We start from the raw sequence: 25,922 nt of genomic DNA, 5'->3' as shown, positions 1-25,922 counted from the left end.
CGCGCCGCACCTGTCGAAAATCCGACACACCTCCCTCGAGGCATGGTCGAATTTTCGTGTAATTTCCATTATTTATCGTTTCTGGTTGATTTGGTCCGGGATTCGCTTATGCCTGCGTCTCGGCTTTTCCGGCGCTTCCCGGCCGGGTAGCCCGGACGTACCTCCCGAGGGCCATGCGCACGTTCATCGATGTCCTTCGCGACAACACGGTTCATGCTGACCGTGCGGTCACTTTCGTGCGCACGAACGGCCAGGAGCGCCGCGTCGCATATCCGGACCTCTGGGCCGAGGCGAGCCGCCGCGCCCGCGCGCTCCGCGCCCTCGGCCTCGCCAAGGGTGATCGGGTCGCGTTGATCCTGCCGGAGCCCGACGAGTTCGTCCTGTCCTTCGTCGGCGCGCTCACGGCGGGCCTCGTCGCCGTGCCGATGTACCCGCCGCAGACCCTCGCCAAGCTCGAAGCGTACGGCGACACCGTGCGTCACGTGCTCGCGGCGTCCGGCGCGCGCGTGGTCGTCACGAACGACACGCTCCGCCCGCTCATCCAGGAGCACCTGCTCGGCTCGCAGAGCGCCGGCACGCGCCTCGTGCTCGAGCGCGAGCTCGGCGCGATCGATCCCGGCTCGGCGCACGCCACGTTGCCCGACGTCCGTGGCGAGGATCTCGCGTTCCTCCAGTTCACCTCGGGCTCGACCTCGCGGCCCAAGGGCGTGATGGTCACGCACGAGAACCTGAGCGTGAACAGCCACGCGATCATGTTCGACGGGCTGCGCTCCACGCCCGACGATCGGGGCGTCTCGTGGCTGCCGCTCTACCACGACATGGGCCTCATCGGCTTCGTGATCGCGCCGGTCTACGCGCTCGTGCAGGTCATGTTCCTGCCGACGATGTCCTTCATCCGCAGGCCTTCGCTCTGGCTCGAGTCGATCCACCGCTTCCGCGGCACGATCACCTTCGCGCCGAACTTCGCCTTCGCCCTCGCGACCCGCGCCGTCACGGAGGGCCAGGCCAAGGACTGGGATCTCTCGTGCATGCGCGCGCTCGGCTGCGGCGCCGAGCCGATCCAGGCGGACGTCCTGCGCGCCTTCCTCGCGCGCTTCGAGAAACACGGCCTCTCGCCGGAGAGCATCCTGCCCTGCTACGGCATGGCCGAGGCGACGCTCGCCGTGACGTTCCACGACCTCGGCAAGCCACTCGTCACGGATCGGATCGACCTCGCGACCATGAAAAACGGCCGCGCCGAGCCGGCGAAGGACGAGGCGCCCGCGCTCGAGCTCGTCTCGTGCGGGCGCCCCTTCCCCGGGCACGATCTCGTGATCGCCGGGCCGGACGGCGCGCCGCTCGGCGATCGTCGGGTCGGCGAGATCTGGCTGCGCGGGCCGAGCGTGACCGCAGGGTATTTCGGTGATCCCGAGGCGACGGCCGAGTCCTTCGGCGACGGCTTCTTGCGCACGGGCGACCTCGGCTACCGGGCCGACGACAACGTCTACATCTGCGGCCGTTCGAAGGACCTCATCATCCTGAACGGGAAAAACCACTACCCGCAGGACATCGAGCGCGTCGCCTGCACGGTGGACGGCATCCGCGACGCGCAATGCGTGGCCTTCGCGCGGCGCGGCGAGAGCGGCGCGGAGGAGGCGGTGCTCGTGGCCGAGTCGCGCCGCCTGGGCGAGGCGAAACGCGCGCTCGTCGAGGCGGTCACGCAGGTGGTGCGCGCCGAGCTCGGCGTGCAGCTCGCCGAGGTGGTGCTGATCAAGCGCGGCACGCTGCCGAAGACGTCGAGCGGCAAGGTGCGACGCCGCGAGACGAAGATGCGGCTCGAAAACGGGCAACTCGAGCTCGTGGGTGAGCTCGGCGAGGAGACGAGCGCGCCCCTCGATACCCCTTCCGTTCCTTCTCCCCGCGCGCCCGCCCGGGAGACCGAAACCCGAGGAGCTCTCTGATGGGATCCAGCCAAGCGGACGTCGAGGTCAGCTACGACGTCTCCAACGAGTTCTTCCGCCTCTGGCTCGACGAGCGCATGAACTACACGTGCGCGGTCTTCGAGTCGCCCGATCAATCGCTGGAGGCCGCGCAGCTCAACAAGCTGCGGATCCTCAGCGATTATGCGAAGGCCGGCCCGGGCAAGAGCGTGCTCGACATCGGCTGCGGCTGGGGCGCGTGCGTCGAGTACCTCGCGACCACGCGCAAGGTCCAGAGGGCCGTCGGGATCACGCTCTCCCGCGCGATGGCCGCGGAGGTGAATCAGCGGAACATCCCGGGCGTCGAGTGCGTCGCGGCCGATTTCATGCAATGGGAGACCGAGGAGAAATTCGACGGCCTCGTCTCGATCTGCATGATCGACCACCTCTGCTCGCTCGACGAGGCGCGGCAGGGCAAGGCCGTCGACATCTACCGGCGGTATTTCGAGAAATGCTGGCGGATCACAAAGCCGGGCTCCTCGTTCGGCTTCCAGGCGATCTTGCGCAATCGCACGCCGAAGATGCGGCCCTGGGGCGCATTGCCCGCCGATACGCGGAAGGACCTCGAGGATTTCTCGTTCTCGTCGAAGGAGATCTTCCCGAACGGCCTGAACCCGCGGCTGGAGGAGCTGATCCAGGCGATCAATCCCTTCTGGGAGGTCAAGACGCTCCACACGCGGCGGACGCATTACCAGCGCACGACGGCGGAGTGGCTCCGGCGCCTCCGCCTGAACGAGACCACCATCCGGGCGAAGTGGGGCGACAAGGTCTTCGACGACTACGACCGCTATCTCTCCACCTGCGTCCGCGCATTCGACATCCACTACAGCTCCCTCGTCCAGATGGAGCTCGAGAGGATTGGCTGAGACATGACTGAGAAGCGCGATCTGCTCGAGATGTTCAAGACCGTGGCCGCGCGCGTCGACAAGCGCCCCTTCCCCAACGTGACGCCTGGCTCCAAGATCAGCGAGCTCGGCATCGACTCGCTCTCGGTGATGCAGATCGTCGGCGAGCTCGAGACCGAGCTCGGGATCGTGATCCCGGACGAGGACCTCGTCGAGCTCGTCACGGTCGGCGATCTCTGCCAGAAGGTGGAGGCCCGGCTCGCCGCCGGCGGCTGAGACCTCTCGCAATGCCCCGCCGCGTCGTCGTGACCGGAATGGGCGTCGTGAGCCCCGTCGGGCTCGACGTCCCGGCCTTCTGGGAGAGCCTGCTCGCCGGGCGCTCGGGCGTCTCGTACATCCGCGCGTTCCCGACCGACAAACTCCGCAGCGACATCGCCGCGAGCGTCAGCGATTTCGACGTTTTGCGGTACATGTCCCCCAAGGAGGCCGAGGTCTACGGCCGCGTGACCCATTTCAGCCTCGGCGCGGCCGTCGAGGCCGTGACCATGGCCGCGCTCGAAAAAGCGTCCTCCGCGGAGCGGTCGCGCGTCGGCTGCCTGATGTCGACGGGCATGGGATCGGTCGACATCTTCGAGGAGCAGATCGCGCGCAGCAACGAGCGCGGGCCCCGAGCGGTGTCGCCATATTTCGTGCCCGGCGTCATGCCGAACGGCGCCGCCGCGCTCATTTCGATGCGTTATGGCTTCATGGGCCCGTCCTACAGCCTGGCGAGCGCCTGCGCGACGGGCACGCATTCGATCGCGACGAGCGCGCTGCTCATCGAGGCCGGCGAGGCCGACGTGATGATCGCCGGCGGCGCGGAGGCGGCGACGCGTATGAACACCGTCGCGGGCTTCGGCAATGCCCGGGCGCTCTCCAAGGCGTTCGAGGGAGATCCGACGCGCGCGAGCCGGCCCTTCGACAAACGGCGCCAGGGGTTTGTCATGGGCGAAGGCGCGGGCGTGCTCGTCCTCGAAGAGGAAGAACACGCAAAGCGGCGCGGGGCCAGGCCGCTCGCGGTCGTGGGCGGCTTCGGCATGACCACGGACGCCGAGCACCTCACGCGCCCGCACCCCGAGGGGCTCGGCCTCGCGCTCGCGCTCGAACGCGCGATCCAGCGGGCCGGCATCGGCCCCGAGGCGATCGATTACATCAACCCGCACGCGACCTCGACGCCGCAAGGCGACATGGCCGAGATCGTCGCGCTGCGTCGGGTCTTCGGCGAGAGGCTCGCGGCGATCCCGATGTCGGCGACGAAATCGATGATCGGCCACCTGCTCGGCGGCGCGGGCGCGGCCGAGACGATCGCGGTCGTGTGTTCGCTGCGTGATCAGGTCCTGCACCCGTCGATCAACGTCGACGAGCTCGATCCGGATCTCGGCCCGCTCGACGTCGTGCGGGACAGGAGGCCGGCGCGGCTGGGCTGGGCGGCGAAGTGCTCGGCGGGGTTCGGCGGGCACAACTGCGCGCTCGTGCTCGGCAAGGCCTGAAGTCGGGGAATTCCGCCTTCCCGCCGGGTCCTCGATGCCCTAGGTGCTCCGCATGAGCGCCCACGAAAACAGGCTCGCGAAGGAGAAGTCGCCGTACCTCCTGCAGCACGCGCGAAACCCGGTCGACTGGTACCCGTGGGGCGCCGAGGCGCTCGAACGAGCGAAGCAGGAGGACAAACCCATCCTGCTCTCGATCGGCTACGCCGCCTGCCACTGGTGCCACGTGATGGAGCGCGAGTCGTTCGAGAACGACTCGATCGCGGCGCGCATGAACGAGCTCTTCGTGAACGTGAAGGTCGATCGCGAGGAGCGGCCCGATCTCGATCAGGTCTACCAGCTCGTCGTGCAGCTCATGGGCCGGAGCGGCGGCTGGCCGCTCACGGTGTTCCTGACGCCGGATCAAAAGCCGTTCTTCGCCGGGACGTACTTCCCGCCGGCCGACAAGTACGGCGTGCCCGGCTTCCCCGCGATCCTCGAGGCGGTCGCGGACGCGTACAAGCGGAGGCGCGGCGAGGTGCTCGCGCAGGCCGGCGAGATCACGCAGGAGATCGAGCGCGTGGGCGCGCTGCCGCCGGGCGAGGGCGCGATCGGGCAGGACCTCTTGCGCAAGGCATGCCGGCGCCTGCTCGCGCGCTTCGACAGCCACAACGGCGGCTTCGGCTCGCGGCCCAAGTTCCCGAACACGATGTCGCTCGACCTCCTGCTCATGCGCGGCGCGCTCGAGGGCGACGCGGTGTCGAAGGAGAGCGTGGAGCTCGCGCTCGACAAGATGCAGAAGGGCGGGATCTGGGATCACCTGCGCGGCGGCTTCCACCGCTACTCGACCGACGCGCGCTGGCTCGTGCCGCACTTCGAGAAGATGCTCTACGACAACGCGCTCCTGCTCCGGCTCTACGTCGACGGCCACCGCGCGCTCGGCGACGCGCGCTTCGCGGAGACGGCGCGCGCGCTCGTCGCGTACCTCTTCGCCGAGATGCGCGACGCGTCGGGCGCGTTTTACGCGACACAAGATGCGGACTCCGAGGGCCAGGAAGGGAAGTTCTTCGTGTGGAAGCTCGGCGATCTGCGCGCGGCCGTGGGCGACGATCACGAGGCGTACGAGGTCGCGCGGGTCTACTTCGGCATCACGGAAGAAGGCAATTTCGAGGAGACGGGCGCGACGGTGCTCTCGGAGGTGCGCTCGATCGAACGCGCGGCGGCGATCGTGGATCTCGACGCCGACGTGGCGAGGCGCGCGCTCGAACGAGCGAGGGCGAAGATGCTCGCGGCGCGGGAGCAGCGCCCGCGGCCGACACGCGACGACAAGATCCTCGCGAGCTGGAACGCGCTCATGATCGGCGCGCTCGCCGAGGCCGGTCGTGCGCTCGACGAGCCCGCGTGGATCGGCGCGGCGAAGGCCGCGTTCGCGGCGATCGAGAAGCGCCTCGTGCGGAGCGGCCGCGTGCGCCGGTACTTCATGCCGGGCGAGGATGAGGCGCCGGAGGCGAGGCGCGGCTTCCTCGACGATCAAGCCTACGTCGCGAGCGCCGCGCTCGACCTCTACGAGGCCACGGGAGACCCGCGGTACGTGGCCGTCGCGCGCGAGATCGCCGACGCGATGCTCGAGCACCACGAGGACACACGCGAGGGCGGCTTCTTCTTCGCGCCCGACGACGGCGACGCGCTCATCGCACGCACGAAGGACGTCTTCGATCAGGCCGTGCCGTCCGGCGCCTCGATGGCCGCAAAGCTTTGCTTGCGCCTCGGCGAGATCGCGGACGAGACGTACGCCGAGCACGGGCGGAGGCAGATCGAGCCGGTCGGCCCGACCGCGATCGACAACCCGCTCGGCCTCGGCAAGGCCGTCGCCGTGCTCGACAGGCTCGTGCGTGGGACGGTGGACGTGGTCCTCGTGGGTGATCCCTCGGGCGAGCGGGCGCAGACGCTCGCCGCGGCCGTGTTCCGCCGCTACTTGCCGCATCGCAACGTGGTGTGGGTGGATCCGCGCCGCCCGGAGACGGCCGAGGCGGTGAAGGTGCTCGCCGAGGGCAAGGGCGCGCGGGGCGACGACACCGTGGCGTATGTTTGTCGGAATCGAACCTGCTCGGCGCCCGTGTCGGACGTGACGGCGCTCGAAGGGCTGCTCGACAGGAAGTAGTCGTCAGCGCTTCGGCTTCGCCTTCGGCTCGGCAGAGGCCTTCGCGGGCACGACGGCGCGCTCGGCCTCGGTGTGCATCGCGACCCGGAAGGCCGTGGTTTGTCCGGGGACGAGGTTCACGACCATCACCTTGTCGGGCGCGCCCTTGCGCTGGATCCTGATCTCGTGCTGGCCGCCGGGGAACGACACGTTCGTGTGCGGCGCGGGGCCGAGCTTGCGCTTGCCGTCGACGATGACCTGATCACAGGCCGGATCGCAGACGACCGAGAGGAAGCCGTCGGCCTTGATCTTCCGGGCCGCGACGCGCGCCGCGATGTCGGACGGCGGCTCCTTCGGCGGCGCGGCTTGCTGGACGAGCTTGACGTCGACGAGCGCCGTCGCGCCCGCCTTCACCACGACGTCGACCTTCTTCTCCGGGTAACCCTTGCGGCGCAGCGTGAGCTTGTGGGTCCCCGCGGGCAACTCCGCGCGCACGACCGGGGAAGGCCCGAGCGAGCGGCCGTCGACGAGCACACCCTCGCAGCCCGGGTTGCAAGCGACGGTGACGAAGCCCTTCGGCGGCGCGGCGTCCGGCTTCGCGGCGGGCTCGGCGCGCGTCACCTCGGCGAGCGCCGCGCCGGGCACGAGGGCGAGGGCGAAGAAGAGGGCGGAGGCGAGCTTCATCATGGCCATTGTGCCTCTTCGACGGCCCGCGTGGAGCGGCAATGCACGGAGATTTCACTCGCCGCGAGGTCGATTCCGACAGAGCCCGACCTCACACGTCCCGGCTCCTCTTTCGACCTTGCAGGTACACTTTTCCACCGGCGCAGGCGCCCCGGACTGCGCGCAGCCCCGGGCGAAATCGGGGGCGCGTTCGTCCGAGGGCGAGCACACCGTCACCTCGCTGCCGGAGTTGTCGTCGAAGTCCGTGAGGAACGTACAGGAGCAGGCGTAAGGCGAGCCGCGCTCCTTCTCGCACCCGGAGCCGAGGACGGCCGCGGCGAGCGCGAGCAGGAGCGCGGCGGCGCCATCATTGCGGCGCCGGTACATCCGCCGCCTTCTCGCGGATGTGGAACTCGACGCGCCGGTTGGTCTGCCTTCCGGCGGCCGTGTTGTTGTCGGCGATGGGCCGGCGTGGACCGAAGCCGGTGGCGCTCAACCGCTCCGGCGCGATGCCGCCCTTCTTGACGAGGTAGTCGAGGACGGCGTTCGAGCGATCGGTCGAGAGCTTCTCGTTGAGCTCGTCGGAGCCGCGGTTGTCGGTGTGGCCCTCGATCGCGAGGTGCTTGATCTCGGGGTTCACCTTCAAGAGGCGCACGACCTCGTCGAGGATCGGGTAGCTCTGCTGCAGGATCGTCGACTTGCCCGTGGCGAACTCGACCTTCTTCAGGATCTGGATCTCGTTCGAGCCGGTGACCCTGCGGATGAAGGTCGGGCAGCCGTTCTTCGTGGCATCGGGGTTCGCGTCGCCGGGCTCCTTCGGGCAGGCGTCGGTCGCGTCGCCGATGCCGTCCTTGTCGGGATCGTCCTCGGGGCAGCCGTCCTGATCGTCGACCTTGTCGAAGTCCTCGGGCGTGTCGGGGCACTTGTCGACGTTGTCGGGGATGCCGTCGCCGTCACGATCGGGCGGCTGCGGGCAGCCGTCGTCCGTGTTCGGCGGCTTGTGATCCTCGGGGTCCGTCGGGCACAGATCGATGTCGTCCGGGAGCCCGTCCTTGTCCGTGTCCGCGCCGTGCTCGGCCCAGCGCCCGCTCTTGAAGCGCTTGCTCGGCGAGGGCGGGTTCGTGTCCTTGATCGGGAACGCGTAACCGACCGTCGCGACGGCGCGGAAATCCGGCGCGTATCCGGGCGTGATGCGCGTGCCGCCGCCGACGCCGACCCACGCGCGTTTCTTCTGATCGAACGCGTAACGACCCTCGACCATCCACTCGATCGGGGTGTTGTCGACGTCGAAGACCGTGTCGCCGACGATGCCCGTGGAGCCGAAGATCTGCGCGCCGAGGCGGAGCGCGCCGCCGCGCAGCGGCAGGAAGCCGCCGAAGCCCCAGCGCCACTCGGAGCCGGATCGGAAGTCGTTCACGCCGCCCGGGGGCCGGAACTGCAGGCCCGTGTTGGCCACGATGAAGAAGCTCTTGAGGTCGTACTCGACCGCGACCTGGAAGCCGCCGCTCGCGCTCGAGTCGCCGGCGAACGAGTCGTTGTCACCCGTCGGGAGCCAGACCGCGCCTTCGAGGCCGAGCTTGAAGGTGCGCGCGGCGTTCCTCCACAGGAGCACGCGCGCGTCGAGGCGCATGTCCATCGGCGCCGTCGCCCGCATGCTGACGGTCTGCGATCCGGAGACGCTCGCGAGGTACGTCGTGCCGCCGTCCTGGAAGAGCACGATCGGCAAGTTCGCCTGGAACGATACGCGCTCGAGGACCTCGATGCCGACGTCGAGGTAGCTGATGAGCTGCGGGCCGACGGGCGCGCTGCTGCGCTGGCTGAAGAGGCCGGCGTCTCGCGGATCGTCCTGATGGTTCTCGATGCGGAACGGGTTCAGCGCGAAGCCCATGCCGAGCTGGCCGAAGAACCGCGTCTGCGGGTTGAAGTGCGGGCGCCAGAGCCCGATCGCGTCCTCGGGCGCGCCTCCGATGAAGAGGCGATCGAGGTACATCGTGGACTGCTGTGCCTCGGCTTCCGCGGGCGCGCCCAGGAAAACGGCGGCAGCCGCGATGGCGGCCGAGCAAGCCGAAGCGACGCGGCGCAGGAGAGACGTGCGACCGGGCTTCTGCGCGCGCTCGTCTTCGGGGCCTCGCGTCGCGGTGTCACCGGCGGACGATCGGGCTCGGGGATGGTCGGACTGGGCCATGGTTTTTGGCGTCTCCTCGGCGCGCGCTGCGCGCGGAAGCGAGAGGCCCGGGCGCGATCTTCGCGCGATGAAGCACCGGGCCCCCCGTGCAAGCGGAGGCTACACCAGGCGTGCGGGCCCATGGAACGACTTGCAGTGTAGGGAGAAGCCGCAAAGCAAGAGCTCGCCTTCCCTCTTGCGCGCGGCACGGGGACGGGTAAATCGAACGAGACGGAGGACGCGCGATCCAGGCCGTTTCGTGGTCTTGACCAGCGAGCGGACCTGTGCTTACTTTGCGCGCCCCGAAAACGAAGGGTTCTGAAGGGTCCTACGATGAAGCGCACGTTCCAGCCCCACAACACCCGCCGCGCGCGTACGCACGGCTTCCGGGCGCGCATGGCCACGAGCGGTGGCCGCAAGGTCATCAACAACCGCCGGCGCAAGGGCCGCGCGCGCCTCGCCCCGTCGATTTACAAGAAGTAGTTGCGGTTCACGCGAGCGCGACGGTTACGGCGCCGCTCCGAGTTCCTGCGCGTGCAGGAGGGCGGCGCCCGCGTCACCACGCGCCACCTCCTGATCCTGATCGCCCCCCGCCCCGACGACACGACCACACGCTTCGGCGTGGTCGCGTCGCGGAAGGTGGGGTGCGCCGTGCAGCGCAACCGGGCGAAACGTCTTCTGCGTGAGGTCTTCCGCAAGAACGCGGCGTCGTTCCCGCCAGGCGTCGACGTCGTGGTGATCGTGCGTCCGGGCGTGGACGAGCTCGCTTGCGCGGAGCTCGAGGCCGAGGTCCAGGCGGTGCTCCCCCTCGTGCGCAAGCGCGCGGGCGGCAAGCCGGCAGGCGGCCCCGAGAAACCGCCCCGACGAGGGCCGTAAAGGCTGCGCTCGAGCTTGCAAGCGAGAACGCGGGCCCCCAAGCTTCGCCTCCCGATCTCGTCTCGCCGGCCCCGCCCCGCATCATGCTGGCCAAGCTCCTCCTCCTGCTGATCCGCGTCTACCAACTGACGCTCTCGAAGGTGCTGCTCGCGCTCTTCGGCCCTGTTTGTCGCTTCGAACCGTCCTGCTCGCGGTATGCCGCCGCGTGCATCGCGGGCCATGGAGCGCTGCGCGGGAGCTTGCTTTCAGTGAAGCGCCTGTGTAAGTGCCACCCGTTCCATCCGGGCGGCTACGATCCTCCGCCGCCTCCACGGATCGGCCGCTCGCGCACGGAAGAGCCCGCGCGGCAGGGCCCGGATCGGAGCGTGGAAGGAGACGACCTTTCTTCCCACGACGCTCGACTTTCGCCGTGGAGCAGTGGCGCGATCCATGAGGCTGGCTAGTTTCCTCACGCATGCTCGCCAAGCGAGCGAGCTCGTCCGGGGTGATCACGCGGCCACGGGGCGAGGCAAGGATCTGTAGGGTTTCACGGCAAGGAGATTGCCGAAGGATTTCATGGAACGCGGCAAAATCGCTCAGTGGGTGCTCATCGGCATCGCTGCCATCTTGTTCTGGCAGTTCGGCGGCAACTTGTTCGGCGGCGGCGACGCAGACGTCCAGCCGAACACGTTTTACGACCTCCCGGCCGCCGATGCCCAGCGAGCTCCCGAAGAGACGTGCACCATCACCGGGCCCCGCTTCGAGGCCGAGCTGTCGTCGCACGGCGCATCACTTCGCCACCTGCGGCTCACCGATCAAGCGAAGTACTCGAAGAACGGGCAGCCGATCGATCTCGTGACGACCTCGCGAGAGTGGCGGAGCCCGCTCCGGACGAACTTCCACCTGCCCGGCGTCGACAAACAGCAGGTCGCCGTCGACAACCTCGACTGGAAGATCACCGCGCAGGACGGCAAGTCGTGCACGTTCGTCCACGAGGGTCCGAGCGCGAAGATCACGAAGATCGTGCGCGAGACGGGCAAACCCTTCGAGCTCGAGATGGCGGTCGAGGTGCAGAACCTCGCCGCCGAGCCGCTCAAGCATCGCCTCACGGTGGAGCAGACCTCGTGGCGCACCTCGAAAGAGGTCGAGGGCAGCCTGGGCCGCATCTCGGAGCACATGACGGACGTCCTCGCCGTCACGACCGAGAAGGTCGATCGCCTGCACGCCGACGCGTTCGAGCCGAAGGACTTCAAGGACCCGGAGTTCACGACCGAGCTCTGGCGGCGCAGCCCCGGCGCGGCGAAGTACGTCGGGGTGAGCAGCGTCTACTTCACGAAGACTGCGATCCCGGTCGAGGGCCCGACGCCGTTCGCGGAGACGCAGATCGAGGAGGACTGGGATCGCGCCACGTTCTCCGCCGCGAACCGCAAGAAGGACGAGAAGAACCACGGCCACGTCTACCGCGCGCGCCTCGCCTACCCCGAGGTCGAGCTCGCGCCGCAGGCGACGCAGACGTACAAGGTCCTGAGCTACGCGGGCCCGAAGGAGCGCGAGGTGCTCGCGGCCGTGGGCCCGGGCATCACCGAGGTGATCGATCTCGGCACGTTCTCGCCGATCGCGAAGGTCCTCGTTGGTTACCTCAAGTTCCTCTACAAGGCCGTCGGGAGCTGGGGCTTCGCGATCGCGCTGCTCACGATCACCGTGCGCATGTTGCTCTTCCCGCTCAGCATCTCGCAGATCAAGAGCAGCGCCGCGATGCGCCGGCTGAAGCCGGAGATGGACGAGCTCAACGCGCGCTACAAGGACGACCCTGCGCAGCGCGGGCTCGCGCTCCAGGAGCTCTGGCGCAAGCACGGCGTGACGAACCCGGTGCTCGGCTGCATCCCGGTGCTCTTGCAGATGCCCGTGTGGTTCGCGCTCTACCAGGCCCTGCAGACGGCGGTCGAGCTCTACCACGTGCCCTTCCTCTCGGCCCGGATCATCCCGGACCTCTCGGACAAGGGCGAATACTTCGTCATCCCCGCGATCCTCGGCGCGTCGAGCTACTTCCAGCAGAAGCTCATGCCGCCGCAGGGCGATCCGATGCAGCAGAAGATGATGCAGTACGTGCTGCCCGGCATCTTCGTGGTGATGATGCTCTACCTCCCCGCGGGCCTCGGCGTGTACATGCTGACCAACACGTGGCTCGGCATCGCCCAGCAGGTCGCGGTCGAGCGCTACCTGAGCCGCAAGACGCAGGGCCCCGCCGGCATCGAGGTGCGCGAGAAGCCCAGCAAATCTTCGGGCGACGAAACCAAGTCGGCGCCTGCTCTTGGAAAGGGAAAGGCACGTGTCCGTGGATAATGGAGCTCCCGGGAAGACCAGCGTGAACGCCGAAGGCACCCGGCAGGACGACGAGCGCGACGAGCGCGGCGACGAGGCGAGAGCCCCGTTCGAGGAGGATGGTCGCGCCGATCAAGCGCTCGACTTCGTCATCGATACGCTCGCGGCGATGGGCATGGACTGCACCGTGGACCTGCTCGAGAACGAGCCGGAGGATCCGCCCGAGGAGATCCGGCTGGAGATCGAGGGCAGGGACGCCGGCCGCATCATCGGCAAGAAGGGCCAGACGCTCGCCGCGCTGCAGTTCCTCGCGAACCGCGTGATCAACCGGCCCGGCAAGCAGCGCCGCCACGTGATCATCGACGCCGAGGGCTACCGGGCGCGCCGCGAGGAGACGCTCACCTCGATGGCCCGTCGCCTCGGCAAGCAGGCCGTCGAGGAGGGCAAGATCATCACGTTCGAACCGATGAACCCGCAGGATCGCCGCGTCGTCCACCTCGCCCTCGCCAAGTTCCCCGGCGTGGTCACGAAGAGCGACGGCGAGGGCGACGCCCGCCGCGTGCAGATCATCCCCGTCCGCCGTTAGGTGTCTCGAATCGATCGTGCGGGGCGTTGCTCGCGCGATCCACCGCCTCCACACGCTCCATGATCGGTTGACAGCGTGGGGACGGTATGCATAATGCCGCTCCCTCGTCGTCTCCGGCAGGCGTGGAGCCGTTTGCCCCAACAGCCGGGACCCTCCCCAGTCGAAGGACCGCGACATGCTCACCTCGAACGTACTTGCGAAGATCGAAACCCCGCAGCTCCGCCAGGGGCTCCCGGAGTTCCGCGTCGGCGACACCGTGCGGGTCCACTACCGCATCGTCGAGGGCGAGAAGGAGCGTATCCAGGTCTTCCAGGGCGTCGTCCTGAAGCAACATCGGGCCGGTGCGCGCAGCACCTTCACGGTCCGCAAGGTGAGCTTCAACGTGGGCGTGGAGCGCATCTTCCCGATGCACAGCCCCCGTATCGACAAGATCGAGGTGGTCTCGCGCGGCGTCGTTCGTCGTTCGCGCCTGTTCTACCTCCGCTCGCTGGCCGGCAAGGCCGCCCGCGTGCGCGACGCCAAGGACGGCTGATCCGATAGGCCCCACCTCGGGGCCCATCACCTCCGCTCCGCTCTCTCCCGAACACACCACGAAGGGTGTCCCAGGGGCCGATCCGGCCCAGGACACCCTTTCGTGTTTGGGCCGCCGTCTCCGCGCTGCGAGACACCCGCGCCGCAGGACTTCGTCGCTCGAGCGCCCACGCCCGCGACCCAGGAGGCGCGCCGCGCTGCGTCGTGATCCGGGGGGCACGATCCCCCCGCCGAGGGAAAGAGCACTTCTTCTTGATCCTCGGTCCGGCCCCCACGGTATGCTGCCGCCGAGGCGGACGAGGTCTTTGGTCCGTCAAGACGAGAAGGACACTATGAACTGCCCGCGTTGCGGCGCGCCTGCCACACCCGCCGACAAGTTCTGCGCGATCTGCGCCTCTCCGCTCGGGCCCCCGGGGCCCGGTGCCTTTGGTCCTCCTCCGCCCCCTCCCGCGTTCGGGCAACAGGGCTACGGTCCCCCGCCGGCTCCCCCGCAGCAGGGGGGCTTCGGGCCGCCCCCGGAGGCTGCGGGCTTCGGGGCGCCCCCGCCGGCTCCGCCCGGCTTCGGAGGCGGCTTCGGACCGCCGCCCGCGGCAAACCCCGGCGCGTTCGGGCCTCCGCCCGCCCCCGCGTTCGGCGCACCCCCGCCGGCTCCGCCCGGCTTCGGCCCGCCGCCCCCGGCCCCCGCGTTCGGGCCTCCTCCCAGCCCGGCCGGCTTCGGCCCGCCGCCTCCGGCGCCGGCAGGCTTCGGCCCGCCGCCCGAGCCACCCTCGCCCGCGGGAGGGTTTGGCCCGCCGCCCCCGCCCCCGGCGGGCTTCGGGCTGCCGCCCGAGCCGCCCTCGCCGCCCAAGGGGTTCGGTTTGCCGCCTGCGCCGCCCGGCTTTGGTCCGCCCCCGCCGGCCCCGGCAGGGTTTGGCCCGCCTCCCGAGCCGCCTCCCTCGCCCGGGGGGTTCGGCCCGCCGCCTCCCGCGCCGGCCGGCTTTGGCCCGCCGCCTGGGCCGCCCGCCGGTTTTGGTCCGCCGCCTGCGCCGCCCGGCTTTGGTCCGCCGCCTGCGCCGCCCGGCTTCGGGCCGCCCCCGCCGGAGCCCGCGGCCGCGGGTGGGTATCCGCCGCCGCCTCGGCCGTTCGGGCCGCCGCCGCTCGCGGACAAACCCGAGGGGTACGCGCCGCCGCCGATGCCCGAAGGTGGCTTCGATCTCCGGGAGCCGCCGCGCGCGAAGCCGAACGCCTCGACCGCGGTGCCGGGCAATCCTCCGCCGATGCCTGGTCGGCAAGCAGGCACGCCGAGCCCCGAGGGTCGCCGCGCGCTCGCGGGCTTCCTGGTGAGCTATCAGGACGATCCGCTCGGCAAGTTCTGGCCGCTCTGGCAGGGCAAGAACGCGGTGGGTCGCGCGGACACGGGTCAGAAGGTCGACGTGGAGATCGCGCACGGCACGACGTCCACGCATCACGCGACGATCGACTGCGAAGGTGGGAGGTTCATCCTGAGTGATCTCGGCTCGACGAACGGCACCTTCCACAACGAGGAAGCCATCGGCTTCAAGGGCAGGCGCGAGCTGCGTGACGGCGACAAGATCCGCTTCGGCGGCTTCAGCGTCATCACCATCATCGTGACCGCTCGGACCTAGGGGTCGCGCGGAGAAGCCCCGTGCGAAACGCCCTCTTCACCCTACCCCGCTCCTCGACGAGATGACGCACCCGCGCGCTCGCGTGACCCGGTGCGCCCGCCGAGGACCCCATGTTGGAGGCTCAAGCATGAACCCGTTGCCCCACGGAGCCGCCCGCGCAGGCGTTCGATCTGCGCGCAAGAACGCTCCCCTGTTCGCGCTCCCCGCGCTCGCGGCGCTCGCGGCGATCCTCTTCGCTGCCGCGCCCACCTTCGCCGCACCGGAGGCCAAGATCCTCCGCATCGATCCGCGTACGAGCACGGTCGACGGCTCGCCCGTGCTCACGACCGTGATCGACCTCGTCCAGAACAAGCGCATGTCGGACGCGACGCGGCCCTGCGCGGCGCTGAACGGCGACGCGTTCAACGACTGCGTGGCGAACGCCGTCGAGCAGCCGAACGCGCTCTACTCGTCGTTCGACTTCCCGGAGAAGAACGCGATCCTCACGGTCGTCGTCGACGGCTCCGACACCGCGGCCCGGTTCGAGTCGAAGGCGCGCTGGGGCGAGAGCACGAGCCAGCCTGGCGTGGGCACCGCGTGGCTCATCCTCATCGACGCCGCCTCCTCGATGGGCACGCGCTTCGACGAGGCGAAGGCCGTCGCGACCGCGTTCATCAACGCGATGGGGCCGAACGACATCGTCAACGTGATGTTCTTCAACGACAAGAGCGTCGTCGAAGACTCGAAGTGGGTGAACAACAAGCAGACGGCGCTCCAGACGATCACCGCCGTCCCCAAGACGTTCCCCACGCAAGGCCGCACGCGCCCGCTCTTCAACATCATCAAGACCGCGGCCACCGACGGCTTCAAGGAGCTCGGCAACGTCGGCTCGAACGTCGTCGTGCCGATGCACCAGGCCATGGTCGTGCTCTCGAACGGCGCGGCCGGCGCCGATCCGAGCTCGAACTCCGCGGCCTCGAACCTGCTCAAGGACTACCTCACGAAGGGCCGCTTCCCGGAGAACAACGAGGTCCTCCCGAAGACGCCGGTGCCGGTCATCTCGATCTGGTTCCCGAGCAAGCTCGTCGAGGAGTTCACCGCGAACTCGCGCGAGTTCATGGAAGGGCTCGCGAACCCCGAGATCGGCGGCTTCTACTCCATCGTCCGCGACCGTCAGGAGTCGCGCGCGGCCAACATCGTCAACGCCGTCCGCTCGCGCTTCAACAAGATGCACATCGTCAAGTGGCGCGTCTCGTGTGTCGCGCTGAGCTTGACGCAGACCATCCGCCTCGCGTTCCTCAACACCGATCCCCCGATCGCCGGCGACGCGACGTTCCAGAACGTGCCCGTCGGCATCGATCCCTCGCAGTGGCCGCTCGACGTCGACCGCGAGGCCACCGAGCGCGCCGCGCAGAAGGACCCCGTCCACCCGGGCGGCACCGTGAAGGTCTTCGGCAACTTCTGCTGGGGCGGCAACATGCAGCGGGCCGAGCTCTACATGGTCCCGAAGAACCAGCCCGCGCCCGCCTCGCTCCAGGGCGGCAGCATCGACGACGCGAAGAAGGCGCAGCGCACGCTCATCGAGCAAGGCATGCGCGGCAAGGCCATCACGGCCGGCGAGAGCATGGTCGAGTTCGAACTGCCGAACACCGACAAGTTCCTCTCCGGCAAGGGCGATCAGATGACCGCCCGCCTCGTCGTCTACGACAACCAGGCCAAGCGCACGAGCGCCATCACCGCCGACAAGATCATCACGGTGAAGGCAAAAGAGGCGCCGCTGCCCTACCTGCTCATCGGCGCCATCACCTTCGGCGGCGTGGTCCTCGTCCTGCTCGTCGTCTCCATCTTCCGCAGCGGCGGCAACAAGCGCCGCGCCGGCGCCTCGCCCACGACGGCTCCGCGCCCGGTCACCCCCGCGCCCGGCCCCATGCCCGGCGGCTACGCGCCCGCCGTGCCCATGGGCGGCGGCATGCCCGGCATGGGCGGCCCCGATTTCGGCGGCGGCTACGGTCCGCCTCCGATGGGCGGCAGCCCCATGGGCGGCGCCGCAAACCGCGCGGTGCTCTCCGGCGCGCTCGGCATCTTCACCTTCAACCCGGGCACGGAGATGCGCGTCGGCCGCGACGCCGCGACCTGCCAGATCGTGGTGAACGAGCCACGCGTCTCCGGCAGCCACGCCGTCGTCAAGTTCGAGAGCGGCCAGCTCTTCGTGCGTGACGAGAACTCGAACAACGGCACGAGCATCAACGGAAACCGCATCCCGCCGCTCGTGTGGACGCCGGTCCCGCCCGGCTCGATGCTGCGCTTCGGCCCCATCGAGTTCAACGTCCGTTTCGAGTAGTCTGACCTCGAACGATCCTCCCGGCCCCAAAGCCCCGGCCCCCTCGCGATGAGCCAACCTCAGGCCCTCGGAACACGCGTCCGGATCGAGTTCGCACAGGCCAGCGATCCGGGCCGTGACCCGAACAAGCAGGTCAACGAGGACTCGTGCGGCTACGCCGACACGCGCTTCGGCCACCTCGTCGTCCTCTGCGACGGGATGGGCGGGCACTACGGCGGCCGGGAGGCGAGCCGCACCGCGATCGCCACGATCTTCGAGGTCATCGACCAAGCTCCGCCCGGCACGACGGCCGCGCTCGCGCTCAAGGCCGCGGTCGAGGAGGCCGGGCGGCGCGTGTATGCGCTCGGCGGGCCGCCCGAGAACCGCGGGCGGCCCGGCTCGACCGTCGTGGCCATGTTGATCGGCGATCGCGGGCTCGACGTCGCGCACGTCGGCGACAGCCGCGCCTACTGCATCCGCGCCGGCCAGATCTACCCGCTCACCCGCGACCACTCGATGGTGCAGGGCATGATCGACGCCGGCATGCTCACCGAGGCCGAGGCCATCGGGCACCCCGACGCGAACAAGATCACGCGCGCGCTCGGCATGCGCCCCGAGGTCGAGGTCGAGGTGCGGCCCGAGCCGATGGAGATGTTCCCGGGCGACATCTTCCTCCAGTCGAGCGACGGCCTCACCGACCTCGTCCTCGGCGTCGACATCCTCGGCGCCGTGCGCCAGGCCCTCGCCTCGGGCGCGCTGCCGCACGCTTGCAACCAGCTCGTCAACCTCGCCAACGATCGCGGCGGACACGACAACATCACCGTGCAGATGGTGCGGATCGTGGACCTCGTGCCGCGCGCTTCGCACACCATCCCGCAGGCGCCCGCGAACGCGCCGGAGCCCGCGGCCCTGCGGCCCGCGCCGCCGCAGGAGACGCGGCCGATGACCGCCGTCGAGACGGCGAAGAACACGTCGGCGATGCAGCTCGCCCTGCCTCCGCCCGTCCCTGTCCCCACGTTGCTCTCGTCGGGCGCCCCGGCATCGGCCTCGACCGCGCCCGACGCGGGTGGCCTCCCCTTGCCGCCGCCTTCGCCTTCGTCGCCGGGTTTTGCCCCGGTGCAGCCGACGGCCGTCGATCGGCCCGTCGCGCCTTCGCCCACGGTGCCCGAGCAGCCGCGCCTCGCGCCTTTCGCGGCCCAGCTCCCCTTGCCGCCGCCCTCGGCGCGTTATGCGCCTCCCCAGCCGACCCAGGTCTCGGGCCAGGGCCCCTCGCCGACGCGCCCCGCGGCCGAGCCCTCCCCGCCTCCTTCTGCGGCGCCCATTTCCCTGGCGCCGAGCGTGCGGCCCACCCAGAGCGGCATCGTGTACCTGATCATCGGCATGTCGGCGGTGATCGCCGTGCTCTTGCTCTTGCTCATCTGGGCTCTTTTCCTGCGCTGAACACGGGTGGCCAAGGCCGCCCGAGCGCGCCTATCCTGCCCTCGTCTCGCGGAGCGCGGCCGTCCCCGTTGCCCTCCGCGGACGTTCGTGGTGAAAGGTAGCCCGCATGGTCCCCGGCTTCGGCAAGCAGACCCTCACGATCGGCAGCGCTCCCACGTGCGACGTCGTCATCGCGGATCCCAGCGTCGCGCCCGAGCACGCGCGCCTCGTCCATCAGGGCGGCGGCAGGCTCGTGTTCATCGGCGGCGGCGCTGCGCCTTCGTTCGCGAACAACCGACAGCTCGCGCCGGGTGAAGAGGTCCCCTTCGACTTCCGCACCCAGTTCGTCGTCGGCCGCGCGCCCGTCCCGCTCAGCCACCCAGCGATCATCCTGTCGATCATGGCCACGGGCAGCACGCCTGCGCCTGCGGGGCAGCTCGTGATCGGCCGTGATCCGGCGCGCGCGTCGCTCGTCATTCAGCACCCGAGCGTCTCGAGCCAGCACGCGACCGTGATGCTCGATCGCATGCTCGTCGTCGACAACGGCTCGACGAGCGGCACCTACGTCGGCACCACGAAGCTCCAGGCTGCGCAGCCTGCGCCGATCGATCCGAACGGCGTCATCGCGTTTGGCCCCGTGCCCGTCCCGGTCGAGCTGCTCGCGCGCCTCGCGCAGGCCTCGCGTGGCGGCGCCATGCCCGTGCAGAGCGGCGCGTACGCGCAGCAGCCCGCGCCTGCGCCGATGCCGCAGACCAACGTCGCGATGCCGCAGCAGGGCTACCCCTCCATGCCGCAACAGCAAGGATATCCGCCCGTCTCGGGCGCGCCGCCTGCGGCAGGAGCGCCTGGCAAGAAGAACAAAACCGTCCTCGGCCAGCTCGATTTTGCGGGCCCGAGCGGCGGTGGGCAGAAGAGCATCGGCCGCACGCCCGACAACGACATCGTCATTCAGCACCCGCAGGTCTCGAGCCGCCACGCGCTCGTGCACCAGATGAACGGGCAGCTCTTCGTCGAGGATCGCGGCAGCGCCAACGGCACCTACGTCCGCGGCCATCGCATCCCGCCGGGCCAGAAGATCGGCATCCAGAGCGGCGAGAAGTTCTTCATCGGCCCGATGCCGCTGCAGATCGAGCTCGGCGCGACGGGCGCGGTCCAGGTCGTGCAGGAGGAGTACTCGGCCGATCGCTGGGCGGGCAAACCTCTCTACGAGATCGAGGCGTGGAGCCTGGTCCTCGAGGTCCCCGATCGCGACAACCCGAGCGAGATGAAGCGCCTGCTCGACGACGTCTCGTTCAAGGCGCTGCCGGGCGACATGATCGCGCTCATGGGCCCTTCGGGCGCGGGCAAGACGACGCTCTTGCTCACGCTGAACGGCTACCTCCCGCCCACGAGCGGCGTCGTGCGCATCAACGGCGAGGACCTCTACAACATCTACGACAACCTGCGCGGCTCGATCGGCTACGTCCCGCAGGACGACCTCGTGCACCCCGAGCTCACGGTCTTCGAGGCCGTGAAGTACAGCGCGAAGTTCCGCCTCCCGCCCGACTACTCCGAGGAGGAGATCGACGCGCGCGTCGAGCAGACGATCAAGGACCTCGGCCTCGAGGGCGTGCAGAACCTCCAGATCGGCAAGCCCGAGAAGAAGATCCTCTCCGGTGGTCAGCGCAAGCGCGTCAACATCGCGCTCGAGCTCGTCACCGACCCCGTCATCCTCTTCCTCGACGAGCCCACCTCCGGCCTCGCCGCCGACGACACCACCGCGCTGATCACGCTCTTGCACGACCTCACGAAGGCGACGGGCAAGACGATCATCATGACGATCCATCAGCCGGCGAAGGACGAGTACGAGAAGTTCACGCACACGCTGATCATGGGATACGGCGGCGTGCCCATGTTCTTCGGCTCGACGCACGGCGAGTCGTACCGCTTCTTCGGCACGTGGAAGGAGCGCCAGGGCCAGCGCAACGACATCGACAACCCGCGCGACATGTTCGAGATGATCGCCTCGCGCGAGAAGGCCATCTACGACCAGATGCGCGCGCGGGATCCGAACGTGCCGCGTGGTCACGCGCGCAAGACCGCCGCGCTCGAGTGGCGCCGCGAGTACTTCAGCGATCAGAACCCGACCTACCGCAAGATGTACACGGGCCGGCGCGAGATAGGCGCCGGCCAGGGCCAGCGCGCGATCCCCGAGCGGCGCGCCACCACGAAGGGGCAGCTCGGCCTCTTACTCTCGCGTTACTTCAAGACGAAGATACGAGACACCGCGGGCACGGTCATCATGCTCGCGCAGGCGCCGATCATCGGCATCCTGCTCGCGATCGTGTTCGGCTGGCAGGAGAAGGCCGTCCCGGCGTGGTGCCTCGGCGCGCTCCAGGAGCTCGGCAAGAAGTTCGGCGGTGACACGAGCACCGGCGACATCTTGAAGGGCATGACGGCCACCGCCGACAACACCGGCGCCATCTTCTTCCTCGTCGTCGCCTCGGTCTGGTTCGGCACCTCGAACGCGGCGCGCGAGATCGTCGCCGAGCGGGCCATCTACATGCGCGAGCGCATGGTCACGCTCGGCCTGCTCAACTACGTCCTGTCGAAGTACATCCTGCTCGCGTTCTTCTGCGTCGTTCAGTGCACGATCCTGCTCGCGATCGTGTTCTTCACGCTCGGCTTCCACGGCGGGGCGCCGGCGTTCTTCGCGCAGCTCGCTTCGCTCGTGGCCACCTCGCTCGCGGCCGTCGCGCTCGGGCTCCTCCTCTCGACCGTCGTCACCTCCTCCGAGGCGGCCATGGCCTTGACGCCCATCGCGCTCATCCCCCAGGTTGTCCTCGGGGGGCTCATGGTCCCGATGACGACGGTGCCCCACCTCAAGCCCCTCATGATGATCATGCCGGCCCGCTGGGGCTTCGAGGGATCCATCGTCCACGAGCGCATCGCGCTCAAGGAGGATCCCTCGTGGGTCATCGACCTCGGCCGCACGGAGAGCGCGCCTGCCGACTTCATCGAGGCCGGCAAGTTCAAGTGCTCGATCGCGCAGATGGCCTCCGACAGCCTCGCGGGCGGCTGGGGCTTCACGAACTACGAGAACACGTGGCTGCCCTTCGCGGTGCTCGGGGGCTTCACGATCTCCCTCGTCGTCGTGCTTTGCATCATCTTGAAGCGCCGCGATCCGGTATGACCACGTGAACGTCCTTCCTTGTCAGAAGCGCGCCTTCGCCCTCCTCCTCGCGGGCCTCGTCGCCGGGTCTTCCGCGGCCCCTGCCCTCGCGCAGACCGCTCCGCCCGGTGACGCGGCTTCGCCCGGCGCACCTGCGCCGCCGGCCTCGGGCCCCGCGATGCCGCGGCCGCTCAACTACCAGCCGCCGGTCTATCCGCCCGAGGCCGAGAAGGCCGGGCTCGAGGCCACCGTCACCCTGCAGCTCGACATCGACAAGACCGGCAAGGTCAAGAACGTCGTCGTCATCGAGCCGGCGGGGCATGGCTTCGACGAGTCCGCCGTCGAGGCCGCGAAGAAGCTCGAGTTCGACCCTGCGCGCAAGGCCGACGGCACGCCCGCGGCTGCGCGTATCCTCTACCGCTACTCGTTCGCGCTGAAGAAGGCCGAGCCGCCGCCCGACGTGGGCTCCGGGGACAAACCCTCTGCCGCGCAGGCCAGCGAGTCCCTTCGAGGTGTCGTGATCACGAGCGACGGCGACGTCCCGCTCGCGGGCGCCGCCGTCCTCCTCAGCGGGCCCGATGGGCAGAACGAGGCCACGGTCGACGAGAGCGGCGGCTTCCGCTTCGACGGGCTCGGGCCGGGCAAGTACCGCGTGATCATCACGGCGCCTGGTTACGACGCGCTCGACGTCACCGAGGAGATCGCCGCGGGCGAGGCCATCGAGGTCAAGTACCGCCTCGTCGCGGCGAGTGACGGACTCGAGGTCGTCGTGCGTGGCGCGCGCTCGCCGCGCGAGGTCACCAAGCGGACCCTCGAGCAGCGCGAGATGCTGCGCATCCCCGGCACGAACGGCGACGCCCTCCGCGCGCTCCAGAACCTGCCTGGCGTCGCGCGCCCGCCTGCCATCGCGGGCATCCTGCTCGTGCGCGGCTCGGCCCCGCAGGACACGCAGACGTTCCTCGACGGCACCCAGATCCCGCTCATCTACCACTTCGGTGGTTTGTCCTCGGTCGTGCCGACCGAGATGATCGAGCGCATCGACTTCTTCCCGGGCAACTTCAGCGCGCAGTATGGCCGCGTCATGGGCGGCATCGTCGACGTCGCGGTCCGCGCGCCCAAGAACGACGGCAAGTACCACGGCATGGCGCAGGCCGACCTCGTCGACGCGCGCTTCATCGCCGAGGGCCCCGTGCCTGGCACGAAGAACAAGGTCCGCTTCATCGCGGGCGCGCGGCGCAGCTACCTCGACGCCACGCTTGGCCTCGCCCTCGACGCCGCGGGCGCGGGCATCACGCAGCTCCCCGTCTACTGGGATTATCAGCTCGGCCTCGAGGCGAACCCCACGCCGAGCTCGAGCGTGCGCCTCACCTTCTTCGGCGCGGACGACTCCATCGCGCTCGTCGCGGATCAGCCACCGCCCGGCGAGCCTGCGATCAGCGGCAACGCCGGCTTCCACACCGGCTTTCACCGCATCCAGCTCCGCTACGACAACGACATCGACGACAAGAACCGCTTCTCCGCGGTCGCCGCGTTCGGCATCGACCAGCTCGACTTTGGCGTCGGCCCCTTCTTCTTCAACCTCACGAACTACAGCATCACCGGCCGCGCCGAGTACACGCGCCGCATCAGCAAGGGCATGACGCTGAACACGGGCCTCGACGTGTTCACGAACTACGCCGACGCGAAGTACCGCGGCCCGGCGCCGCCGCGCCCGGGTGAGCCCTCCGGCGGCCCCTTCTCCACGCGCCCGCTCATCGAGAGCGAGTTCAGCGGCTGGGTCACGAGCCCGGCGGGTTACGTCGAGCTCGAGATCGCGCCGACGGGCCGGGCCAAGCTCGTCCCTGGCATCCGCATCGACGGCAACAGCCGCACCGAGGGCATCGACGTCTCGCCGCGCGTCAATGGCCGCGTCGACCTCACCTCCAAGTTCCCGCGCTCGACGATCAAGGGTGGCGTGGGCGCGTACACCCAGCCGCCGCAGCCGCAGGAGACCATTCCTCCGTTCGGCACGGCCGGGCTCCGGTCGAACCGGGCGATTCATTATGCGATCGGCGCCGAGCAGGAGTTCACGCGCAACATCGAGCTCAGCGTCGAGGGTTTTTACAAGCAGCTCGATCGCCTCGTCTCGCAGCGCCCCTCGGCCGTCGGGGGCGGCACCGTCCGCGAGAACCTCGGCAAGGGCCGCATTTTCGGCGCCGAGTTCTTGCTCAAATACAAGGCCGACTCGAATTTCTTCGGCTGGGTCGCCTATACCCTCTCGCGCAGCTTGCGCACGCCGCTGCCGGGGGCCGAGGAGCAACCCGTCTCGTTCGACCAGACGCACATCTTGACGGCGCTCGGCAGCTATCGCCTCGGCGGCGGCTGGGAGTTCGGCGCGCGGTTCCGCCTCGTCTCGGGCAACCTCACGACGCCCAACGTCTGCAATTTCGAGCAAGAGGGCTGCATCCCGAACCGCGCGAACGCCCTTTACAATGCGTCCGTCGGCACCTACACCGCCCTCCCGTACAGCGGCCCCTTCAGCGAGCGGTTCCCCATGTTCCACCAGCTCGACATCCGCCTGGATCGTCGCTTCCGCTTCAAGAGCTGGCAGCTCTCGCTCTATCTCGACGTCCAGAACGTCTACAACAGCCAGAACGTCGAGGGCATCGATTACAACTTCAACTACACCGCGCGGCAATACGTGACGGGGGTGCCGATCTTGCCGAGCTTCGGCATTCGTGGTGATTTCTAGGGCGGATCCGCGAGGAGGGAATGGGATGAAGCAAACACGCGGTCTCCGACGTCACGTGCTCGGTGCTCTCGCCGCGGCGACGCTCGCCGCCCCGGTGATCTCTGCCGGATGCACGCCAGGCTGGGTCTCGTCGAACCTCGTCGATGGCCTGCGGATCTTCGCGGTCACCGCGGACAAACCTTACGCGCAGCCGGGCGAAGAGGTCCGCTTCGACATGACCTTGTACGACGGCTACCCCGATCCCGAGGGGGACGGCCCGCGCCCGGTCCAGATCCTCTGGATCGGCGGCTGCTATAACCCGCCGGGCGACCTCTATTATGGCTGCTTCCCGCAGCTCCTGCAGACGTTCCAGAGCCTCGGCGAGGGCGGCGGCACCCCTCCGCCCGGGCTCATCGGCTTCGGGCCCACGTTCACGACCACGATCCCCGAGGACATCCTCTCCCAGCGCCCCACGCCGGACGGCGGCTCGAAGTACGGCGTGCAATTCGTGTTTTTCTTTGCGTGCGCCGGCCAGATCCAGCCCATCGAGCTCGACCCTTCGGGCAAGGCGGGCTTCTTCCCGTTCGGCTGCTTCGACGCCGAGGGCAACCGCCTCGACGCCGACAGCTTCGTCCCCGGTTATGCCCAGATTTACACCTTCGAAGACGGCCGGACGAACCAGAACCCCGTCGCCTCGGGCATGACCCTCGACGGCGAGCCCATCTCCGAGGATTTCGCCGAAATGCCGGCGGTCAAGGCTTGCCCCTCCACGGTCGACGAGCGCCGCGCCGTCGGCTGCTTCGCGGGCGACCCGTACGAGGGTTGCACCGAGCACGAGATCGACCTCGTCGTCGATCCCATGATCGCCGAGATCGATCCCGGCGAAATGGTCGACGGGAAGCAGATTTTCGAGGCGGTCTGGGTCGACTGGCTCGTCGAGGCGGGCGACCTCACGGGCGGCGGCATCTCGCTCATCAGCGGCGTGACCGAGGGATACAAGGGCGAACACAGCACGAAGTGGATCCCGCCTGCCGACCCCGGCTATTACCAGATCTGGGGCGTCCTTCGTGACACGAGGGGTGGTTCGAGCCTGATCCAGCGCTATATCCGGGTGGAGTGACCATGACCGAGGAACCCACCGGGAGAGCG

At 69.2% G+C, this 25,922-nt stretch carries 20 protein-coding genes; 17 read left to right on the top strand and 3 right to left on the bottom strand.

Translation table 11 applies throughout. From position 1 onward, the window contains the following. Window positions 1-236 precede the first annotated feature (236 nt). Genes GF068_RS39720 through GF068_RS39700 form a run of 5 tightly spaced genes read left to right on the top strand, consistent with a single transcriptional unit; the run spans window position 237 to window position 6,469 of the window. Window positions 237-1,940, top strand: coding sequence for a fatty acyl-AMP ligase (locus GF068_RS39720; RefSeq protein WP_338046767.1), 1,704 nt, complete (start codon window positions 237-239; stop codon window positions 1,938-1,940). Then, a complete protein-coding gene (locus tag GF068_RS39715; RefSeq protein ID WP_153824756.1) occupies window positions 1,940-2,824 on the top strand; it encodes a class I SAM-dependent methyltransferase in 885 nt (294 codons plus the stop codon). Before GF068_RS39720 ends, GF068_RS39715 begins: the two co-directional genes overlap by 1 nt. A gap of 3 nt (window positions 2,825-2,827) precedes the next feature. After that, window positions 2,828-3,079, top strand: a complete 252-nt coding sequence (locus tag GF068_RS39710) for an acyl carrier protein (protein WP_153824755.1) — start codon at window positions 2,828-2,830, stop codon at window positions 3,077-3,079. Window positions 3,080-3,090: 11 nt separating this feature from the next. Next, on the top strand, window positions 3,091-4,332 hold the full coding sequence (locus tag GF068_RS39705) for a beta-ketoacyl-[acyl-carrier-protein] synthase family protein (RefSeq protein ID WP_153824754.1): 1,242 nt from the start codon (window positions 3,091-3,093) through the stop codon (window positions 4,330-4,332). Window positions 4,333-4,384: 52 nt separating this feature from the next. Continuing rightward, entirely contained in the window at window positions 4,385-6,469 is a 2,085-nt protein-coding gene (locus tag GF068_RS39700; RefSeq protein ID WP_153824753.1) for a thioredoxin domain-containing protein, read from the top strand. A 3-nt stretch (window positions 6,470-6,472) separates the two neighbouring features. On the opposite strand, the gene GF068_RS39695 is transcribed toward GF068_RS39700, so the two are convergent. From GF068_RS39695 to GF068_RS39685, 3 genes are read right to left on the bottom strand one after another with little or no spacing between them, the layout of a single operon-like run. After that, entirely contained in the window at window positions 6,473-7,135 is a 663-nt protein-coding gene (locus GF068_RS39695; RefSeq protein WP_170319952.1) for a PEGA domain-containing protein, read from the bottom strand. Window positions 7,136-7,186: 51 nt separating this feature from the next. Next, window positions 7,187-7,498, bottom strand: coding sequence for a hypothetical protein (locus GF068_RS39690; protein ID WP_153824751.1), 312 nt, complete (start codon window positions 7,496-7,498; stop codon window positions 7,187-7,189). Then, window positions 7,479-9,296: an OmpA family protein gene (locus tag GF068_RS39685; protein WP_153824750.1), complete on the bottom strand. Its 1,818-nt coding sequence runs from the start codon at window positions 9,294-9,296 to the stop codon at window positions 7,479-7,481. The genes GF068_RS39690 and GF068_RS39685 overlap by 20 nt, the downstream gene beginning before the upstream one ends. Window positions 9,297-9,608: 312 nt before the next feature. Between GF068_RS39685 and rpmH the strand changes: the two genes are divergently transcribed. From rpmH to GF068_RS39625, 12 genes are all read left to right on the top strand, one after another. Next, window positions 9,609-9,758: a 50S ribosomal protein L34 gene (gene rpmH / locus GF068_RS39680; RefSeq protein WP_153824749.1), complete on the top strand. Its 150-nt coding sequence runs from the start codon at window positions 9,609-9,611 to the stop codon at window positions 9,756-9,758. Further along, a complete protein-coding gene (gene rnpA / locus GF068_RS39675; protein ID WP_153824748.1) occupies window positions 9,759-10,151 on the top strand; it encodes a ribonuclease P protein component in 393 nt (130 codons plus the stop codon). Window positions 10,152-10,234: 83 nt separating this feature from the next. Next, window positions 10,235-10,594 carry a membrane protein insertion efficiency factor YidD gene (yidD, locus tag GF068_RS46695; protein WP_153824747.1) on the top strand — a complete coding sequence of 120 codons (360 nt, stop codon included), beginning with the start codon at window positions 10,235-10,237 and terminating at the stop codon, window positions 10,592-10,594. 112 nt (window positions 10,595-10,706) lie between these two features. Next, window positions 10,707-12,473, top strand: coding sequence for a membrane protein insertase YidC (gene yidC, locus GF068_RS39665; RefSeq protein WP_153824746.1), 1,767 nt, complete (start codon window positions 10,707-10,709; stop codon window positions 12,471-12,473). Further along, window positions 12,460-13,038: a Jag family protein gene (locus GF068_RS39660; protein ID WP_338046766.1), complete on the top strand. Its 579-nt coding sequence runs from the start codon at window positions 12,460-12,462 to the stop codon at window positions 13,036-13,038. The genes yidC and GF068_RS39660 overlap by 14 nt, the downstream gene beginning before the upstream one ends. A 175-nt stretch (window positions 13,039-13,213) precedes the next feature. After that, window positions 13,214-13,570 carry a 50S ribosomal protein L19 gene (rplS, locus tag GF068_RS39655; protein WP_153824745.1) on the top strand — a complete coding sequence of 119 codons (357 nt, stop codon included), beginning with the start codon at window positions 13,214-13,216 and terminating at the stop codon, window positions 13,568-13,570. A 331-nt stretch (window positions 13,571-13,901) separates the two neighbouring features. After that, a complete protein-coding gene (locus GF068_RS39650; protein WP_153824744.1) occupies window positions 13,902-15,194 on the top strand; it encodes an FHA domain-containing protein in 1,293 nt (430 codons plus the stop codon). 127 nt (window positions 15,195-15,321) lie between these two features. Then, a complete protein-coding gene (locus GF068_RS39645) occupies window positions 15,322-17,514 on the top strand; it encodes an FHA domain-containing protein (RefSeq protein ID WP_153824743.1) in 2,193 nt (730 codons plus the stop codon). A gap of 48 nt (window positions 17,515-17,562) precedes the next feature. Next, the gene (locus tag GF068_RS39640) at window positions 17,563-18,933 is read left to right on the top strand and encodes a PP2C family protein-serine/threonine phosphatase (RefSeq protein ID WP_153824742.1); all 1,371 of its coding nucleotides are present in this window, start codon (window positions 17,563-17,565) and stop codon (window positions 18,931-18,933) included. Between the two features lie 106 nt (window positions 18,934-19,039). Continuing rightward, complete coding sequence (locus GF068_RS39635) at window positions 19,040-22,084, top strand: FHA domain-containing protein (protein WP_153824741.1); 3,045 nt, start codon at window positions 19,040-19,042, stop codon at window positions 22,082-22,084. 4 nt (window positions 22,085-22,088) lie between these two features. Further along, complete coding sequence (locus tag GF068_RS39630; RefSeq protein WP_338046764.1) at window positions 22,089-24,794, top strand: TonB family protein; 2,706 nt, start codon at window positions 22,089-22,091, stop codon at window positions 24,792-24,794. 25 nt (window positions 24,795-24,819) lie between these two features. Beyond that, window positions 24,820-25,893 (top strand): hypothetical protein, encoded by a 1,074-nt coding sequence (locus GF068_RS39625; protein ID WP_153824740.1) that lies wholly within the window; start codon window positions 24,820-24,822, stop codon window positions 25,891-25,893. The last annotated feature ends 29 nt before the right edge of the window (window positions 25,894-25,922 follow it).

It is taken from the genome of Polyangium spumosum (assembly GCF_009649845.1).
GTDB classification, from domain to species: Bacteria; Myxococcota_A; Polyangia; order Polyangiales; family Polyangiaceae; genus Polyangium; species Polyangium spumosum.
This window is presented reverse-complemented; position numbering and strand designations above follow the sequence as displayed.